This is a genomic window from Rhodococcus sp. 15-649-2-2, from assembly GCF_002258645.1.
Lineage (GTDB): Bacteria > Actinomycetota > Actinomycetes > Mycobacteriales > Mycobacteriaceae > Rhodococcoides.
In genome coordinates, this window is sequence record NZ_NPFM01000035.1 from 12,910 (window position 1) to 29,976 (window position 17,067).

The 17,067-nt window shown below is 65.2% G+C and carries 14 protein-coding genes; 5 read left to right on the forward strand and 9 right to left on the reverse strand.

All coding sequences use genetic code 11. The annotated features are described in order from the left end of the window. The 4 genes from CH305_RS26665 to pdhA are packed head-to-tail and all read right to left on the reverse strand — an operon-like array spanning position 1 to position 5,653. Entirely contained in the window at positions 1-2,196 is a 2,196-nt protein-coding gene (locus CH305_RS26665) for a thiamine pyrophosphate-dependent enzyme (RefSeq protein WP_094705595.1), read from the reverse strand. A gap of 12 nt (positions 2,197-2,208) precedes the next feature. Further along, positions 2,209-3,510, reverse strand: a complete 1,302-nt coding sequence (locus CH305_RS26670; protein ID WP_094705597.1) for a dihydrolipoamide acetyltransferase family protein — start codon at positions 3,508-3,510, stop codon at positions 2,209-2,211. Positions 3,511-3,554: 44 nt separating this feature from the next. Beyond that, positions 3,555-4,565, reverse strand: coding sequence for an alpha-ketoacid dehydrogenase subunit beta (locus CH305_RS26675; RefSeq protein WP_373454598.1), 1,011 nt, complete (start codon positions 4,563-4,565; stop codon positions 3,555-3,557). A 5-nt stretch (positions 4,566-4,570) separates the two neighbouring features. Continuing rightward, the gene (gene pdhA / locus CH305_RS26680) at positions 4,571-5,653 is read right to left on the reverse strand and encodes a pyruvate dehydrogenase (acetyl-transferring) E1 component subunit alpha (protein ID WP_094705601.1); all 1,083 of its coding nucleotides are present in this window, start codon (positions 5,651-5,653) and stop codon (positions 4,571-4,573) included. A 134-nt stretch (positions 5,654-5,787) separates the two neighbouring features. On the opposite strand from pdhA, the gene CH305_RS26685 reads away from it, so the two are divergent. Next, positions 5,788-6,267 (forward strand): Lrp/AsnC family transcriptional regulator, encoded by a 480-nt coding sequence (locus CH305_RS26685; RefSeq protein WP_032376573.1) that lies wholly within the window; start codon positions 5,788-5,790, stop codon positions 6,265-6,267. 257 nt (positions 6,268-6,524) lie between these two features. Then, complete coding sequence (locus CH305_RS26690) at positions 6,525-7,553, forward strand: Glu/Leu/Phe/Val dehydrogenase (RefSeq protein WP_094705633.1); 1,029 nt, start codon at positions 6,525-6,527, stop codon at positions 7,551-7,553. Positions 7,554-7,640: 87 nt separating this feature from the next. On the opposite strand, the gene CH305_RS26695 is transcribed toward CH305_RS26690, so the two are convergent. Beyond that, entirely contained in the window at positions 7,641-9,092 is a 1,452-nt protein-coding gene (locus CH305_RS26695; protein WP_094705603.1) for an NAD-dependent succinate-semialdehyde dehydrogenase, read from the reverse strand. 1 nt (position 9,093) lies between these two features. Then, positions 9,094-10,458 (reverse strand): 4-aminobutyrate--2-oxoglutarate transaminase, encoded by a 1,365-nt coding sequence (gabT, locus tag CH305_RS26700; protein ID WP_032404766.1) that lies wholly within the window; start codon positions 10,456-10,458, stop codon positions 9,094-9,096. Between the two features lie 129 nt (positions 10,459-10,587). Between gabT and CH305_RS26705 the strand changes: the two genes are divergently transcribed. Next, the gene (locus CH305_RS26705) at positions 10,588-12,081 is read left to right on the forward strand and encodes a PucR family transcriptional regulator (protein WP_094705605.1); all 1,494 of its coding nucleotides are present in this window, start codon (positions 10,588-10,590) and stop codon (positions 12,079-12,081) included. Positions 12,082-12,133: 52 nt separating this feature from the next. Next, positions 12,134-12,844, forward strand: a complete 711-nt coding sequence (locus CH305_RS26710; RefSeq protein ID WP_094705607.1) for a YoaK family protein — start codon at positions 12,134-12,136, stop codon at positions 12,842-12,844. Here the strand turns inward: CH305_RS26710 and CH305_RS26715 are convergent. Genes CH305_RS26715 through CH305_RS26725 form a run of 3 tightly spaced genes read right to left on the reverse strand, consistent with a single transcriptional unit; the run spans position 12,841 to position 15,988 of the window. Beyond that, entirely contained in the window at positions 12,841-14,526 is a 1,686-nt protein-coding gene (locus tag CH305_RS26715) for an NAD(P)/FAD-dependent oxidoreductase (protein ID WP_094705609.1), read from the reverse strand. The genes CH305_RS26710 and CH305_RS26715 overlap by 4 nt on opposite strands. Beyond that, entirely contained in the window at positions 14,523-15,359 is an 837-nt protein-coding gene (locus CH305_RS26720; protein ID WP_037176463.1) for a carbon-nitrogen hydrolase family protein, read from the reverse strand. Before CH305_RS26720 ends, CH305_RS26715 begins: the two co-directional genes overlap by 4 nt. Beyond that, a complete protein-coding gene (locus tag CH305_RS26725) occupies positions 15,356-15,988 on the reverse strand; it encodes a helix-turn-helix domain-containing protein (protein ID WP_032376566.1) in 633 nt (210 codons plus the stop codon). The genes CH305_RS26720 and CH305_RS26725 overlap by 4 nt, the downstream gene beginning before the upstream one ends. 116 nt (positions 15,989-16,104) lie before the next feature. Between CH305_RS26725 and speB the strand changes: the two genes are divergently transcribed. Beyond that, the gene (gene speB / locus CH305_RS26730) at positions 16,105-17,064 is read left to right on the forward strand and encodes an agmatinase (RefSeq protein WP_032405057.1); all 960 of its coding nucleotides are present in this window, start codon (positions 16,105-16,107) and stop codon (positions 17,062-17,064) included. The last annotated feature ends 3 nt before the right edge of the window (positions 17,065-17,067 follow it).

Genomic DNA, 17,067 nt, shown 5'->3' on the forward strand with positions numbered 1-17,067 from the left:
TCACCCGGCGTCCATCATCCGCACGGCCGCGTCGACGATCTCGTCTTCCGACAGGAGGACGAGATCGGCCGCGCCGCCGAGGGGGACGAACGAATTCGCGCTGGAGACTCGCGCGATGGCACCGCCGTAGCCGCCCTCGACGAGAGCGGTCACGACGCCCTCACCCACTCCCCCGTCGTGCCGGGTCTCGTCGGCGATCAGCACTCGATCGAAGCGTGCCAGCCGGTACAACAGATCCTCGGCCGGCAGGGGAACTATCCAACGTAGGTCCACGACCGTCACCGCGATCCCGCGTTCGCTCAACCGAGACGCGGCGCGTCGACTCATCACCACTCCGTTACCGAACGTGACGATCACCAGATCATCTCCGTCGAGATGGCTTGCGACGGTGCCGAAATCGCCCGTTGAATTGTCGGCACAGCGCAGTGCACCGTCGCCGTCGAGCAGATCGGTGCGGTGATAGAGCGCAATGGGCTCCAGAAACACGCACACTCGCCCCTCCTCCGCGGCCAGTGCCACGCAGGTTCTCAAGAGACCGGCGGCCTCGGCCGCCGAACTCGGAACCGCAACCACGATGCCCGGAATATCGCGCAGAACAGCGACCGCATTGTCGTTGTGAAAGTGTCCGCCGAAACCGCGTTGATACGCCAAACCAGCGATGCGTACCACCATCCCGTTGGTGTACTGGGCGTCGGAGAAAAACTTCAGCGACGCGGCCTCACCACGCAGCTGATCCTCGGCATTGTGCAGGTACGCCAGATACTGAATCTCGGGTATCGGGACGAATCCAGCGAGCGCAGCACCCAGGGCGGTGCCGAGCACAGTTTGCTCGTCGAGCAGAGTGTCGAAAACTCGCGCTGCGCCGAACTTTTTACGCAAGCCCTTCGTGACGCCGTAGACGCCGCCTTTGACGGCCACGTCCTCGCCGAACACGAGCACGTCCGGTCGCGTCGTCATGATGTCGGTGAGAGTTCGGTTGATCATCGCGGCCAGCGTGAGCCGACCTTCGTTGTGAGCGCCTCGCAGACTGCTCTCGGTAGTAGCCACGGCGGTCGGTCGCCTGTCGGTGAGCGGAGCCATCACCGCCTCTGCGGTAGCGAGGCGCGACGATTCCCCGGAGCGCAGCGAGTCGACCGTCGCCTCGGCCTCGCCCATGACGGTCTCGCGCATCGCCTGGTATCGGCCTTCGACGTCGGCGGCAGTCAGGATCCCGGCGTCGACCAACGCGCGAGCGCCGGCCAGCAACGGATCTCGCTCGTAGTCACCGACAATGTCTGCGCTGGAGCGGTAGGCGAGTTCGGCATCCGATCCGGCGTGACCCATCAGCCGCACCGTCTCGAGGTGGAGCACTACCGGACGCCGCCGATTGCGCACTGTAGCGACGGCGGCGTCGACGGTGCGCATCAGTGCGATCGGATCGTTGCCGTCGGCCCGCACGTACTCGATCGACGGTAATCGGCTGAGCGACTGCGCGATCCACCCCCGCGGCGATCGGGTACTGATCCCGATTCCGTTGTCCTCGCAGACGAACAGGATCGGCATCGGAACGGACTGATGCGCACAGTAAGCAGCCGAGTTGAGCGCACCCACCGTCGTCGAATGGTTGGCCGAGGCGTCGCCGAAGCTGCACACCACAACGGCGTTCTCGGGCCACGGGGTTCGATGACGCATCGCCTTCGCCCGACCGAGCGCGAACGCCAGACCGACCGCCCGCGGAACCTGGGACCCGATGGTCGACGTCTGCGGGACGATGCCCAGAGCCGGATGCCCGAACACCTTGTGGCGGCCGCCGGACATGGGATCTCGAGTCGAGGCGACCAGACTCGCCAGTACGTCCCGGATCGGGTTCGAGTCCGAATGCTGTTGTGCGCGTGCGGCATGGAAACCACCGGAGCGGTAGTGCAGCAGCGCCGGGTCGGTGACCTCGGTCGCTGCCCCGACGGCTGCGTTGGCTTCGTGCCCCGACGATCCGATGGTGTAGTAACCGAAGCCCTCGGACTGCAACCAACGGGCCGCGAAGTCGAGATGCCTGCTGGCGAGCTGCGCGTCGAAGTACCGAAGCAGTCGATCCGGATCCGCGACGACCGACTCAGCGGGCCGGGCGAAGCGAACCTGCTTCAGGAAGTACTCGTCGATTGCCTCGGCCACGCGCGCACCCTTGTCTCTATCGACTTGTCTCCATCGACCTGTCTCCATCGAGCCGCGGAATCAGCTCAGGGCGATCATATCCATCGGAGTGCTGAGCAACCGACCGACGAGGGCGAGGAATTGTGATCCCTGCTGGCCGTCGACCAGACGGTGATCGAACGACAGTGACAGCGTCGTCACCGAACGCAGTGCGATGGCACCCTCGTGTTCCCAGGGCATACGGCGGATCGAACCGAAGCACAAGATGGCCGCTTCACCGGGATTGAGAATGGGCGTCCCGGCGTCGACTCCGAACACTCCTACGTTGGTGATCGTGATCGTGCCGTCGGCGAGGTCGGCCGGACTGCTCTTGCCTTCTTTCGCGGTACGCGTCAGATCTGCCAGTGCACGCGCGATGTCCACCAACGAAAGTTCGTGCGCGTCCTTGATGTTCGGCACCATCAGGCCGCGCGGAGTCGCTGCGGCGATGCCGAGGTTGACGTAGTGCTTGGTGACGATCTCCTGAGCCGCCTCGTCCCAGGACGAGTTGAGGGACGGGTTCGATCTCAGTGCTACCAGAACTGCCTTGGACACCAACGCCAGCGGAGTCAGCCGCACGTCCGCGAAGTGGGTCGAGGACCGGAGGGATTCCAGCAGAGCCAGGGTCTCGGTGACGTCCACGGTCACGAATTCGGTGACGTGCGGAGCGGTGAATGCACTGCGCACCATCGCATCCGCCGTATGTTTGCGCACCCCCTTGATCGGCGTGCGCTCTTCGCGGCCGGTCCGGTGCGGGGCCCGCGCCTCCGCCGGCTCCTCACCCTTCAGGTAAGTCTCGACGTCCTCACGCGTGACGTCACCGTGGCTTCCGGTTGCGGGCACCTCGGCCAGGTCGACGGCGTTGTCCTTGGCGATCTTTCGCGCCGGCGGTGTGGCCAACGGCTTGCCGTTCCGACCACTCGATGTCGCGGTGACCGGAGCTGGTCCCCGGCCGCCGCGTCGACTGGATCCTTCCTTCGCCACGCCGTAGCCGACGAGAACCGGAATCCGTTCGTCATTGTCTTCTGCGGGGGCTGCCCCGTCCGTGTCGGTGGCTGTCTCGACACTCGGCGGGGCAGTCACCTCCTCCTCGATGTCGCCGCCTACTCGGATGTCGATGATTGGCACCCCGACCTCGACGGTGTCGCCCTCCGAGACATGCAGCGCAACAACCACCCCCGCGAACGGTGACGGAAGTTCGACGGCAGCCTTGGCCGTTTCCACCTCGGCGATGTTCTGATTCAACTCGATCGTGTCACCGACGGCGACGAGCCAGGTCAGCAGGTCGGCCTCGGTGAGACCCTCCCCGAGGTCGGGCAACGGAAAACTCTGGATGGTGGGCATCGTCGAATCCTGTTCGGTGTCTGTCGTAGGCAGTGAGCGAAAAGTCAGTGGGAGCGGCAGCGGTCGACGGCGTCGAGGATCCGGTCGACGTCGGGGAGGTAGAACTTCTCGAGCTTCGACGCGGGGTACGGGGTCCCGAAGCCGCCGACGCGCAGCACCGGTGCCTCCAGGTTGTAGAAACACCGTTCGGATATCCGTGCGGCGATCTCGGAGCCGATACCCATGAACACCGGCGCCTCGTGTGTGACGACCAGACGTCCGGTCTTGCGCACAGAGGCCTCGATGGTCTCGAAGTCGATCGGGGACAGCGAGCGCAGATCGATGACCTCGATCGAGATTCCCTCGTGGGCAGCAACTTCGGCGGCCTTGCGGGCGGTGGCGACGAGCGGGCCGTAGGCGATGAGTGTGACATCGGTGCCCTCGGCGACCACCCGCGCCCGGTGCAGCGGGTACGACGCGCCCGGATCGGTGGAGTCCAGGTCGATCGGGCTCTTCTCCCAGTACCGACGCTTCGGCTCGAAGAACAACACGGGGTCGTCGCTGGCAATAGCCTGTTGGATCATCGAGTAGCCGTCTGCAGAATTGCTACAGGTGACGACGCGTAGGCCCGCGGTCTGCGCGAAGTAGCCCTCGGGCGACTCCGAGTGATGCTCGACGGCACCGATTCCGCCGCCGTAGGGCACGCGAATCGTCATCGGAATCTTCACGTTGCCACTCGTGCGGTAGTGCAGCTTGGCGACCTGCGAGACGATCTGGTCGAAGGCCGGATAGATGAAGCCGTCGAACTGAATTTCGCACACCGGCCGGAATCCCCGCATCGCGAGTCCGACTGCGGTGCCGATGATGCCGGACTCGGCCAGCGGCATATCGAGAACACGACCGGGTCCGAAGTCCTTCTGCAGGCCGTCGGTGATGCGGAAGACGCCGCCGAGCTTGCCGATGTCCTCGCCCATGAGGAGAACCTTGGGATCGTTCTCCATCGCTCGTCGCAGACCTGCATTGATGGCCTTGCCCAACGGAAGACTCGTGGGCCGCTGCGGCGCAATACTTTCCATGGTGGTCATGACGTGGCTCCTTCGAATCCGGCCTGGTACGAGGCAAATTGGGCTCGCTCGTCGTCCAGGAGGGGGTGTGGATCGGCGTAGACGTTGTCGAACACCGACATCGCTTCCGGCTCGACGGTCTCGAGGCACCCACGGCGGAGTTCCGCCGCGACGTCGTCGGCGGTGCGCTTCACCGAAGCGGCGAACGCGTCGTCGTACACACCGATTCGACGGAGCAGCTTCTCGATTCGATCGATCGGATCCTTCGCACGCCATTCGTCGTCGGTGGCACCCGAGCGGTATCGCGTCGGATCGTCGGACGTGGTGTGCGGGCCCATCCGGTAGGTGACGGCCTCGATGAGCGTCGGGCCACTACCCTCGCGGGCGCGCGCCAGCGCTGCTCTGGTCACCGCCAGGACGGCCAGAACGTCGTTGCCGTCGACGCGCACCGACGGAATACCGAAGCCCTCGCCGCGGGCCGCGATCGTCGTCTTGGTCTGTACCGTCACCGGTTCGGAGATCGCCCACTGATTGTTCTGGCAGAAGAACACCACCGGCGCATGGAAACTGGCGGCGAAACCGAGCCCTTCGGAGATGTCGCCCTGACTGGTCGCGCCGTCACCGAAGTAGGTGATGGCCGCACCTTCGGCACCCTCGAGCTGCATGCCGATGGCGTACCCGGTCGCGTGCAGACCCTGCGATCCGACGATGATCGCCGGTGTGGTCATCCGGTACTCGTACGGGTCCCAGCCGGACAGCGTCGATCCGCGCCAGAACCGCAGCATCTGAGTGGGGTCTACCCCGCGACAGTAAGCGACGCCGTGCTCGCGGTAGCTGGCGAACACGAAGTCCTCGGTGTCGAGTGCACGAGCGGATCCGACCTGCGCCGCTTCCTGACCGAGCAGCGGTGCCCACAGACCCAGTTCGCCCTGCCGCTGCAACGCGGTGGCCTCGGAATCGATGCGCCGGACGACGACGAGATCGCGATACATCTCCATCATCGCGGCCGTGTCGATATCGGCGACGAGAGGCGAGTAGGTCTCGTTGCGCACCACGGTTCCCGATTCTTTGATCAGCTGAACCAGCGAGTTGGTGTTCATGGTCCTGGCACTCTCCGTCCTGATGTGATGTCCTTCACAAGGACACCACCGACATCCAGACTGCACAAGTGATGACTTCGAAACTGCGCAACGTGCACAATATCGAGTGACGACTGAGCTACAGGAAGTGCGCAATGACCGATTTGGACAAGACCGACGCCAAGCTTCTCCTCGCCCTCTGCTCGAAGCCTCGCGCCACCGGGGTCGAACTCGCCACGACACTGGGCTTGTCGCGAAACACCGTCCAGGCGCGTCTCGGCCGATGGGACGACAAAGGCTCACTCACTCCGATCGATCACCGCATCCCGCCGAAGTCGCTGGGGCGACCGCTGCAGGCGTTCGTCACCGCACGGGTCAATCAGCACATGCTGGCGGCGGTCACCGAAAATCTCCGCACCATCCCTGAAGTACTCGAGGTGTTCGGGCTGTCCGGAGCTGCAGACATGCACATCCGCATCGCCGCCGTCGACGCCGACGACCTGTATCGCATCGCCGGTCTGATTCTCGAGATACCAGGAGTCGAGCGCACCAACATGTCCATCGCCATGTCGGAACTGATCCAGTACCGCACCAAGCCGTTGCTCGAACAGCTCGCCGAAGACGGCCGGCGCTGAGCAAGCAGACCAGCTCTGCCAGACCGATTCAGCGTCCACAGTGCAAGATGCATGATCTCGGCGACGGCGGTTGACCAGCGTGCACGTTCACGGCACTCTTCGACGGACATGTCCCGGATACCACCCATTTCCGGGTACCGCCGCCTCATCACCGAAAGAGACCGCCTGTGTCCGTCGTTGCCGACCACCCCGCCGCCGTAGCCAGCACCCCGCCCCGCTCCCTCTCCTCGACGGCAGGCGTCTTCGACCGTCCCGACATGCCGCGCGACTCCGCGCACGAACGCGTCGTGTTCTGCCAGGACCGCGATACCGGGCTGCGCGCGATCATCGCCGTCCACTCCACCGTTCTCGGGCCGGCCCTCGGCGGAACTCGCTTCTACCCCTACGCATCCGAGCAGGATGCGTTGACCGATGTATTGCGACTCTCCCGCGGGATGACCTACAAGGCCGCCGTCGCGGGCGTCGACCTCGGCGGCGGAAAGGCCGTGATCATCGGCGATCCCACCGCCATCAAGACCCCGACGCTGCTGAACGCATACGGCCGGTTCGTCGAGTCGCTCGGTGGAACCTACGTCACCGCAGGCGATGTGGGCACCAACAGCAACGATCTCGACATCATCGCCGAAGAGACCGCGCACGTCGTCGGCAAGAACACCACTGCAGGCGGCACCGGCGACAGCGGTCCGCAGACCGCACTCGGGGTCTTTCTTTCGCTCCGTGCGGCAGCCGAATCGATCTGGGGCTCAGATGATCTGACCGGTAAGCGTGTCGCCGTCGAAGGTGCAGGAAAGGTCGGATACAACCTCGTCGCCCTTCTTCGGGATGCCGGTGCCGACGTGATCGTCAGCGACTCCTATGCACCCGCACTCGAGCGCATCGCCCTGGACTTCCCCGGGGTCACCATCGAATCCGACATCATCGGTGCCGACGTCGACGTCTACGCACCGTGCGCCATGGGTGCCACCCTCGACGCCTCCTCGGTAGCCCGATTGACGGCGTCCATCGTCTGCGGCGCGGCCAACAACCAGCTGCTCACACCCGACGTCGAAGAGACGTTGGCGGCGCGCGGAATCGTCTGGGTACCCGATTACGTAGCCAACGCCGGCGGACTGATCCAGGTGGAAGGCGAACTGCGCAGTAAGGATTCGGCCCAGGTGATGGCCACGATCGGGAAGATCCGCGACACCGTCTTCGGCATCTTCGCCATCGCGCGTACCGAGGGCATTCTGCTGGGAGCCGCAGCCGATCGTCTGGCCGAGGACCGGATCGCAGCCGCGCAGGGCTGAGAACGGACCGGCACGAATCGCTCCACTCTCGGCCGTCGAACGGGACTTCCCGCGCTGACGGTCGCAGAGTGGCGCTTCGTGCACTGACTACTGCAGCGCGATGTACTTGGTCTCGAGGTATTCCTCGATGCCCTCCGAACCGCCCTCGCGGCCGAAGCCCGATTCCTTGACGCCACCGAACGGAGCGGCCGCGTCCGAGATGGCACCTCGATTGACCCCAACCATGCCGGTGTCCAGAGCCGCCGACACCCGCAGGGCCCGGTCGAGGCTTTCTGTGTAGAAGTACGCCACCAACCCGTACCTGGTGTCGTTGGCTGCGGCCACGGCCTCGTCCTCGGTGTCGAACCCGATGATCGCCGCGACAGGTCCGAAGATTTCGTCCTGCAACAGATTCGCGTCCGCGGGGATACTGTCGAGCACCGTCGGCGCGTAGAAGAATCCAGGTCCATCCGGCGCCGTGCCGCCGGTGCGCACTCGAGCACCCTTCGCGACGGCATCGTCGACCAGTGCGGTGACCGTTCTACGCTGTTTGTCGTTGATGAGCGGCCCGATGTCGGTGCCTTCCCGATCGCCGGCACCGACCGTCAAGGCCTCGATTCGCGCCGTCAACTTCACGGTGAATTCCTCACGCACCGAGTTCGCGACATACAAGCGGTTGGCCGCCGTGCAGGCCTCGCCGCCGTTGCGCATCTTGGCGAGCATCGCCCCGTCCACGGCCGCGTCGATATCCGCGTCGTCGAACACGATGAAGGGGGCATTGCCACCGAGCTCCATCGACGTCCGTAGCAGGCGGTCGGCTGCGTTGCGGACCAACAGCTTTCCCACTCCGGTCGATCCGGTGAACGTGACCTTCCTCAGTCTGGGGTCGTCCATCAGCGGTCCGGTGACCGCCGCGGCGTCGGAGGTCGGAAGGATCGAGAGCACCCCATCGGGCAACCCCGCGTCGGCGAACACCTGCCCCAGAAGGAGCATCGTGAGCGGAGTGTCCTCGGCCGGCTTGACGATGACGGTGCATCCGGCAGCCAGAGCGGGCCCGATCTTGCGCGTTCCCATGGCCAGCGGAAAGTTCCACGGGGTGATGGCCAGCACCGGACCGACGGGCATCTTGGTCACCAGGATTCGGCCGTTGCCTGCCGGGGCGGGAGTGAACCGGCCGCCGATCCGAACGGCTTCCTCGCTGAACCAGCGCAGGAATTCTCGTCCGTAGTTCACTTCACCGCGGCTCTCCGCCAATGACTTCCCCATTTCGAGGGTCATCAACAGAGCGAAGTCGTCGGCTCGCTGCTTCAGCAGGTCGAAGGCGCGCCGCAGAATCTCTGCCCGCTCGCGAGCAGGCGTCGCCGCCCACGCCCCCTGCGCCGCAACAGCGAGATCGAGCGCGGTGATCCCATCGCCCGCCGTGGCGTCGGCGACGGTGGTCAACTCCTCTCCGGTCGCCGGGTTCAGCACGGCGAATCGTGCGCCCGACGCCGACGGTGTCTGCGCACCGCCGAGCCAGAGATCGGTGGGCAACGAGGAGATCAGATCGTGGGCCGACATGTCAGTTCCCCTGCGCCACAGAGCGAAGCGCACCTTCGAGGACGGTGAGCGCGTCGTCCAACAGCTCGTCGGAGATCACGAGGGGCGGCAGCAGGCGGATGACGTTGCCGTAGGTACCGCACGTCAGCACGATCACCCCGGCCTCGAGTGCCGCAGCCGCAACGGCTTTGGTGGCCTCGGGATTGGGCTCGTGTCCACCGGGTACGACCAGTTCGACGGCCAGCATGGCTCCGCGTCCGCGAATGTCACCGATGATGGAGACGTCCGAAGTCAACGCGTGCAGCCGGTCGAGCACGATGCGTTCGATATCGCGGGCGCGGGCATTGAGGTCGAGCGTCTCCATCTGCTCGATCGACGCCAAGGCAGCGGCGCAGGCGACGGGGTTGCCGCCGTACGTCCCACCGAGTCCACCCGGATGCACGGCGTCGATCAGGTCGGCGCGGCCGGTGACCGCGGCCAGCGGCATCCCGCCCGCGATGCCCTTCGCCATGGTGATCAGGTCCGGCACGACTCCCTCGTGCTCACTGGCGAACCAGGCACCGGTCCGGGTGAATCCGGATTGCACCTCGTCGGCGATGAAGACGACGTCGTTCTCGCGCGCCCAGTTCGCCAGTGCCGGCAGGAAGCCGTCGGCCGGCACGACGAAACCGCCCTCACCCTGAATCGGCTCGATGAGGATGGCCGCGAGATTGGCTGCACCGACCTGCTTTTCGATGACGGAGATCGCCCGTGCCGCGGCCTGCGCGCCGGTAACCGAGGAACCGTCGGAGTTCAGACCTTCGCGGAACGGGTAGGACATCGGGGCCCGATAGACCTCGGGAGCGAACGGCCCGAAGCCACTCTTGTACGGCATCGACTTCGAGGTCAGAGCCATCGTCAGGTTGGTGCGGCCGTGGTAGGCGTGATCGAACACGACGACGGCCGAGCGTCCGGTGGCGTGCCGAGCGATCTTCACTGCGTTCTCGACTGCCTCGGCACCGCTGTTGAACAGGACGGTGCGCTTGTCGTGATCTCCTGGGGTGAGTTCGGCCAACTTCTCGGCAACTGCGATGTAACCCTCGTAGGGCGCGATCATGAAGCAGGTGTGGGTGAAGTGGGCGACCTGATCCTGCACGGCGGCAACAACGGCCGGATTCGAAGCACCGACGGTCGTCACGGCAATTCCGGCACCGAGATCGATCAGCGAGTTGCCGTCCACATCGACGACGACGCCGCCGTCTGCGTCGGCCACGTAGACCGGCAGGGTGGACGCCACGCCTGCACCGACGACAGCCTTGCGGCGCTCCGCCAATGCCGACGACTTCGGTCCGGGGAACGCGGTGACGATCTTGCGCTCCTGCGGAAGTCGGTACTCGATCGAGGCCATGGTCGCACCTTTCGTCTGGGCTGTTTCAGCAAGTATGCGACTGCTCGATCGCCGGGTCAGTTGCCATTTCGTCCATCCCACGAGCCGATCGCACTCCTTTTCGTCAACCCCAGGATTACAGTGCGACATGTGAGCGTGCAGATGTCCTGGCTGCTGAGGCAGCGACACCTTCGACTGAGTCATCGCGGCGGACCCGAGCGCAGTTCTGCGTCCATCACCTTCGCGCAGGCAACCGAGCTCACCGACCCCAGCCCCTGGCTGTCGGGCGGCGAGTTGATTCTGACGACCGGACTGGGCTTCGACTCCGACGGTCCCGCGCTCGGGACCTACGTTCGAACCCTGGCGGCCGCGGGTGTTGCGTGCCTCGGATTCGGAATCGGTTTGTCCCACAGCACGATTCCCCAGTATCTTCTCGACGCCGCAGACGAGGTGGGCCTGCCGGTCGTCGAAGTTCCCTACGACACTCCGTTCGCTGCTGTCATCCGAGCGGTCATGAAGCGAATCTCCGAGCAGGAGTACGAGCAGGTCGTTCGCGCTGCGTCGGTACAGAACCGCATCACGCGGGCAGCGCTGCACGGCGGCGTCGACGCGATCGTCCGGGAACTCGCAGTTGCCACGTCGACATCGGTGGCACTGATCGGTAGGCGCGCCGAGTCGTTCCATCCGACGGACGCATCGAATCTCGTCGAGCAGGCCCGCGACATCGCTCGCAGCATCCGCTCGTCGGCGTCACCTGCCACGGTCTCGGTGAGCGAACCGGGTCGCACCGTGAGTCTGCATTCAGTCCCGATCACCGGCAGCGCACCGACTTTCCTGGCCATCCGCACCGCTGGACCGATGACCGGGGTCGAGCAGATCCTGCTCGGGCATGCCGTTTCACTGGTGACCCTCGAACTCGAGAAACCGGCGCGCCTGCGCGCCGAACAGTCCAGGCTCAACACCTTGGCGCTCGGGTTGCTCCTCGACGGGCATCTGACCACGGACGACGACGTGCACGTGCCCAGCTATCTCGCCGACGCTGCCGACGACGACTCTCACATCAGGGTTGCGGTGGTGCGCGGACCATCCGAGCGCATCGTCGACGCGATCGATGCAGAGTCTCGGCTCCGGGGGCGGCCCACCTTCGCCCGGACGACCGACACCGGCTGCGCGCTCCTGCTCCGCGGCTCCGACGACGCCACCTTCGTTGCACGCATGATGGATTCGTTACCCCGATCGACGTGCGTCGGCCTCAGTGCCCGCCTTCACATCACCGAGTCGCCCGCGGCGCTTCGACAAGCCTCGCTCGCCTGCGCGGCTGCCGGATCCCACGATCGCATCGTCGAATTCGCCGGGTCGATGTTGCTGGCCTCCGAGCCGGTGCAGGAGTCGTTGCGCGCCATGGCCGCGGTGACCATCGCCGTGCTGGCCGAGTACGACCGCATCCATACCGCCGATCTGGTGGCGTCACTTCGGGCTTTCCTCGAGGCCAACGGGCATTGGGAAACCGCTGCCGCACAACTGTCCGTTCATCGGCACACGCTGCGAAACCGGATCACCCGATGCGAGGAACTACTCGCGGTGGATCTGACGTCCGCACGAGTGCGCGCTGAATTGTTGCTCTCACTCCTGGCATCGACGTGAATGGAACGAACTGTCGAGCTGTGATGGAAGGGCCCTGTGTCAGGATTTCTCGATGACCACGTCACGTCCTGAGCCCCACATCGCTGTCGCTACCGCGAAGTCGGTTCGACTCGGGGTACTCCTGGCCGCAGTCGGGGGCTTTCTCGACGCCTATACCTACGTCACTCGCGGCGGGGTGTTCGCAGGTGCCCAGACCGGCAACGTGGTGCTGCTCGGCGTCGATATCGCCGGCGGGCGCTGGATCGACGCACTGGCGTTTCTACCGCCGTTGGCGGCGTTCGTGCTGGGAGTCGCGACAGCGGAATTCATCGCGTTGCCTGCGGTGGCAAAGGTCGTACGGCGGCCGGTCCGTGCGGTGCTCGTCTTCGAGATCCTCGTGGTTCTGGTCGTCGGATTTCTCCCGGCAACCGTGCCCGACGCCGTCGTCTCGGTCATCCTCGCGCATGTGGCCGGCGTGCAGGTGACCACCTTTCGCGTACTGGTGGATTCGCCTTTCAACACCACGATGACTACCGGAAATCTGCGCAGCATGGCGATGGCAGCATTTCATCGTGTCGTCGATCACGATCGCGAGGAAGGGACGCGGGCGCGACGGTTCGCCGCGGTGATTTCCGGGTTCCTCGGCGGCGCGCTGCTGGGTGCGGCTGCGGTCGAGCTGTTCGAACTGCGAGCGATCTGGGTCGTTGCCCTGATGTTGACGATCGCGTTGGCGCTGTTCGTGTTCGACGAGCGCGCACCGCGTTCACTGCCGCCGAAGGGCTAATCCCCCAATCGAAGTGGCGCGATGGTCTCGAAGACGTCGCCCGGTCCCGGATTGCCCTCGGCGGACGAACCGCCCAGATGATGCACGACGCCCCACACTGCGTTCAGTGCCGTATGAATCGCACCTTCCGCCCAGCCCGCGGTCCACGAGATGTCGTCGCCGGCGAGGAATATCCCGCGGTGCCTGGGGTCCAGCTCGTCCTGCACGAAGTGGGTGAACAGTCGTTCCTGATACCGGTAGTGACCCGGCAGGTTCGCTTTGAATGCACCCATGAAATCGCGTTCGGTCTCCCAGGACAGTGTCACCGGGGTCGAGATGATGTGGCTACGGAAGTCGACGCCGGGGTAGATCTCTTCGAGTGAGCGCAACATGATGTTCATCCGCTCGGTCGGGTCGAGGGCCAGCAGCTTGAGCGAATCGTCGGACCAGGTGTAGGACAGGCAGATCAGCCCCGGCTTGCCCTCGCCTTGATCGAGTAGGTAAGTGCCGCGGCTCATTCGATCGGTCAGCGTCATGCTGACCAGGTCTCGCCCGGTGACCGGATCCTTGTCCTTCCAGAACGGCCGATCGACGAGTGCGAACACCTTGGTCGACCCCATGTAGTGGGTGCGTTCGATGGCGGTCCAGTGATCGATGGGAAACAGGCCGTCGTCACATCTGATGTTGCTGAGCAACATCCAGCTCTGAGCCGTCACGACGGCGGCCGCATAGGTGCGGATGTTGCCGCGGTCGTCGTGGATCGTGGTGCCGCCGTCGGTGCGCCTGATCTCGGTGACGCGCGACATCGTGGTGCCGCCGTTCAGTGAGGCCACCGACGTGCCGGCCGGCCAGTGCACCATGTTCGCGGGCGAGTCGGTCCACAGCCGCATCGGCAGTTGCTGTGAGCCTCCGACGATTCCGCGATGGTGGTCGTCCGCTGCCGTGCTGACGACGCGGAGGATCTCGAGAATCGAGTTGGGATAGTCGGTGTCCCAGCCACCCGTTCCGAAACCCACCTGGCCGAACAACTCTCGCATCCGAAACGACGAGAAGTGCTCGGACGCAGCGAGGAAACCGTAGAAGGTCTGGTCGTCGAACTTCACGATCAGCTCGTTCCAGATCCTCTTGATCTCGGCCACGTCTCGCCTGCGAATGGCGCGCTGCAGCGGAACCAGCTCGGCGTGTTCCTCGAGCGTGCGGTTCCACGCGTCGGCAACCTCGGCGAAGATCGGCGGAAGATCGTCGAGCTTGCGCGCATAATGGCTCTCGCCCTTGAGGTCGATCACCGTACTCGGTGTCACCTCTGCCAACGGATTCGGAAACGGCGTCGTCTCGAGCCCGACGGCGTCGAGGTAGTGGAACAGCGTGGTCGACGACGGCGGAAACCGCATTGCACCCATCTCGGCCACCACCCCGGGGTGTCCGTCGAACGGCACCGAGCGCATTCGTCCGCCGATCCGATCCGACTCGTACACAACCGGTTCCAGCCCGAGCTTGAGCAGCTCGTGGGCGACGACCATGCCCGCGAGTCCGCCGCCGATCACGGCGACCTGGGTACCGAGGGCCGCGTCGGGAATGTTACCGAGACCGGCCGGATGCGCGAGGTAGTCGTCGTACGCGAACGGGAAGTCCGGGCCGAACATGGTAAGCGGCTGTTCGTCCTCGGATTCGATCGAGCTGTCCGGGGTGACGGGTGTGGTCATCGGTCGGTCTCCTGCTCGGGCCGCGAGGACCCTGTCGGGTCGAGAACTGTCCGGTACAGATCATGGCGGCGATCGGCCAGATGGGTGTTGACGGAGCGGGATCGAGCGAGTTCGGCCGGATCCAAGTCCACCGTCAGCAACTCCTCGTGTGCATCTGCCCGGGCGATGTCGGTACCGTCCGGCGCGACGGCGCAGGTGAGTCCGCAGTACGTCAGGCTGGCCTCGGCACCGCAGCGATTCACGTAGGTGATGAACAGTTGACTCTCGTACGCCCTCGTCGGGACCACGTGAGTTGCGATGATCTCGAACGGCGTCATCAAACCGGTGGGGACGATCAACCATTGCGCTCCGGCATCGGCCTGCGCACGCACCGTTTCCGGGAATTCGACGTCGTAACAGGTGAGCAGGCCGCAGCGCAGACCTCCGAAGTCGAACTGCACCAACAGTTCCGGCCCAGGAGCGAAGTGCGTGCGATCGAGTTCACCGAACAGGTGGGTCTTGCGGTAGCGCGCGATCGACAGCCCGGATGCGTCGACCACCTGGACCGAATTGAACACGGATTCACCGCTGCTCTCGGGATACCCGTACACGATTGCGACGGCTCGAGATCGCGCGATCGCGGCGATGCGCTCGAAGATCGGACCGTCGAACGGTTCGGCGCGCTCCCGCACGAGATCTCCGATGTCGTAGCCACTGACCGACATCTCCGGGGTGACGAGGATGGACGCCCCTGCCGCGGACGCGCTCGCCGCGGCGGCGTCGATCGCCGCGAGGTTCGCGTCGACATCACCGGACAACTCCGGCCCTTGGAACAGCGACACGGTGACAGTCATGAGGAAAACTCCTGTTTCGTTGCAGGCAACTCCTCCGGCAACGCCGGGGCCAGTACCCACAGAACCTGCGCACCGCCGCTACCCTCGCTGCGAAAACTGTGCGGTCGCCTGGGCGAGAAGGTGAACGCATCGCCCGCCCCGAGCAGGACGTCGTCGCCGCCGAAGCTGCCGTCGGGGTCGGCCTCGAAGGTCACCCGCACCTCGCCGGACAACACGTGCACGAACGTGACGTCCAACGGCAGGGTGTACGCCTCCGCTCCGCTGCCGCCGCCCTCCTCGATGTCCCCCAGCAACACCTGGACGCGCCGTTCCCCCACCGGAGTCAACAAATACTCCGTCATCGCCTCGCCGCCGAAGACGATGCGCGGCAACGACTGTGCCCGTACGACGTCACCCGCCGGGGCATCGTCGAACAGGGAGCCGACCGGTACGTCGAGCGCAGCACAGACCCGCACCAACGACGCAACCGAGGCGTTCACCTGATCGCGCTCGAGCTTGGACAGGTACCCCTTCGTCACCCCGCACGTCTCGGCGAGCGCGTCCAGAGTCAACCGCTTCTTCTGCCGAGCCTCCCTGAGCCGCGCACCGATACGCGGTGCATCACTGACGACCGACGTAGCAAGGGACACCGCTCTCGCCTTTCAGGAAACTCGTGTTGACAAGATCGAGCATCAGAGTAACGCTTGCCGGGCGAACTGGTCGACCCGACGTGACCGGACTCCTGAAAATTCGGAAGGATTTGTCGATGAACCCGAGCAATCCCGAGCACCCCCCGATCGGTCCGGTCGACGCCACCAAGGTCCCCCGCTTCGCCGAGCCGACCACCTTCGCGCGGCTGCCCCGTCTCGACGAGGTGTCTCGCGCCGACGTCACCATCCTCGGTGTGCCGTTCGATTCCGGCGTGAGTTACCGCCCAGGGGCACGTTTCGGCCCGGGTCACATCCGCGCAGCCTCGAAACTGTTGCGGCCGTACAACCCTGCGCTGAAGGTGTCGCCCTTCGCCCGTCAACAAGTGGCGGACTTCGGCGACATCGGGGTGAATCCGTTCGACATCACCGAGGCACTGACCACGGTGCACGACGCGGTGACGGACCTGCGCGCCGACGGCTCGTCGGTTCTCACCCTCGGCGGTGACCACACCATCGCACTGCCGATCCTGCGTTCGCTCGCGCGCGACCACGGGCCGATAGCAGTGCTGCACTTCGATGCTCACCTCGACACGTGGGACACGTATTTCGGTGCGCCCTACACACACGGGACGCCGTTCCGACGAGCCAGCGAGGAAGGGCTCATCGACCTCGAACGCTCACAGCACATCGGCATCCGCGGCCCGCTCTACAGTGAGCAGGACCTCGAGGACGACCGGGTGCTGGGCTTCCAGGTGATCCGTTCCGACGACTACGAGGTCGACGGCGTGGCCAGCATCGTCGAGCGGATGCGTCGTCGCCTCGACGGTGGCCCGGTCTACGTCTCGGTCGACATCGACGTACTCGACCCAGCACACGCTCCCGGCACCGGCACTCCCGAAGCCGGGGGAATGACCTCTCGCGAGCTGTTGAACACGCTGCGTGGACTTGTCGGACTGAACGTGGTCGGTGCCGACATCGTCGAGGTCGCGCCTGCGTACGACCACGCCGAGATCACCGGAATCGCCGCGGCTCACGTGGCCTACGAACTGCTCTCGGTGCTGGCCCTCAACCGATAGAAC

Bases quoted from the DNA above. Each gene is read 5' to 3' on its own strand.
- CH305_RS26665 (WP_094705595.1), bottom strand. From the start codon at position 2,196: ATGGAGACAGGTCGATGGAGACAAGTCGATAGAGACAAGGGTGCGCGC.
- CH305_RS26670 (WP_094705597.1), bottom strand. From the start codon at position 3,510: ATGCCCACCATCCAGAGTTTTCCGTTGCCCGACCTCGGGGAGGGTCTC.
- CH305_RS26675 (WP_373454598.1), bottom strand. From the start codon at position 4,565: ATGGAAAGTATTGCGCCGCAGCGGCCCACGAGTCTTCCGTTGGGCAAG.
- pdhA (WP_094705601.1), bottom strand. From the start codon at position 5,653: ATGAACACCAACTCGCTGGTTCAGCTGATCAAAGAATCGGGAACCGTG.
- CH305_RS26685 (WP_032376573.1), top strand. From the start codon at position 5,788: ATGACCGATTTGGACAAGACCGACGCCAAGCTTCTCCTCGCCCTCTGC.
- CH305_RS26690 (WP_094705633.1), top strand. From the start codon at position 6,525: ATGCCGCGCGACTCCGCGCACGAACGCGTCGTGTTCTGCCAGGACCGC.
- CH305_RS26695 (WP_094705603.1), bottom strand. From the start codon at position 9,092: ATGTCGGCCCACGATCTGATCTCCTCGTTGCCCACCGATCTCTGGCTC.
- gabT (WP_032404766.1), bottom strand. From the start codon at position 10,458: ATGGCCTCGATCGAGTACCGACTTCCGCAGGAGCGCAAGATCGTCACC.
- CH305_RS26710 (WP_094705607.1), top strand. From the start codon at position 12,134: ATGACCACGTCACGTCCTGAGCCCCACATCGCTGTCGCTACCGCGAAG.
- CH305_RS26715 (WP_094705609.1), bottom strand. From the start codon at position 14,526: ATGACCACACCCGTCACCCCGGACAGCTCGATCGAATCCGAGGACGAA.
- CH305_RS26720 (WP_037176463.1), bottom strand. From the start codon at position 15,359: ATGACTGTCACCGTGTCGCTGTTCCAAGGGCCGGAGTTGTCCGGTGAT.
- speB (WP_032405057.1), top strand. From the start codon at position 16,105: ATGAACCCGAGCAATCCCGAGCACCCCCCGATCGGTCCGGTCGACGCC.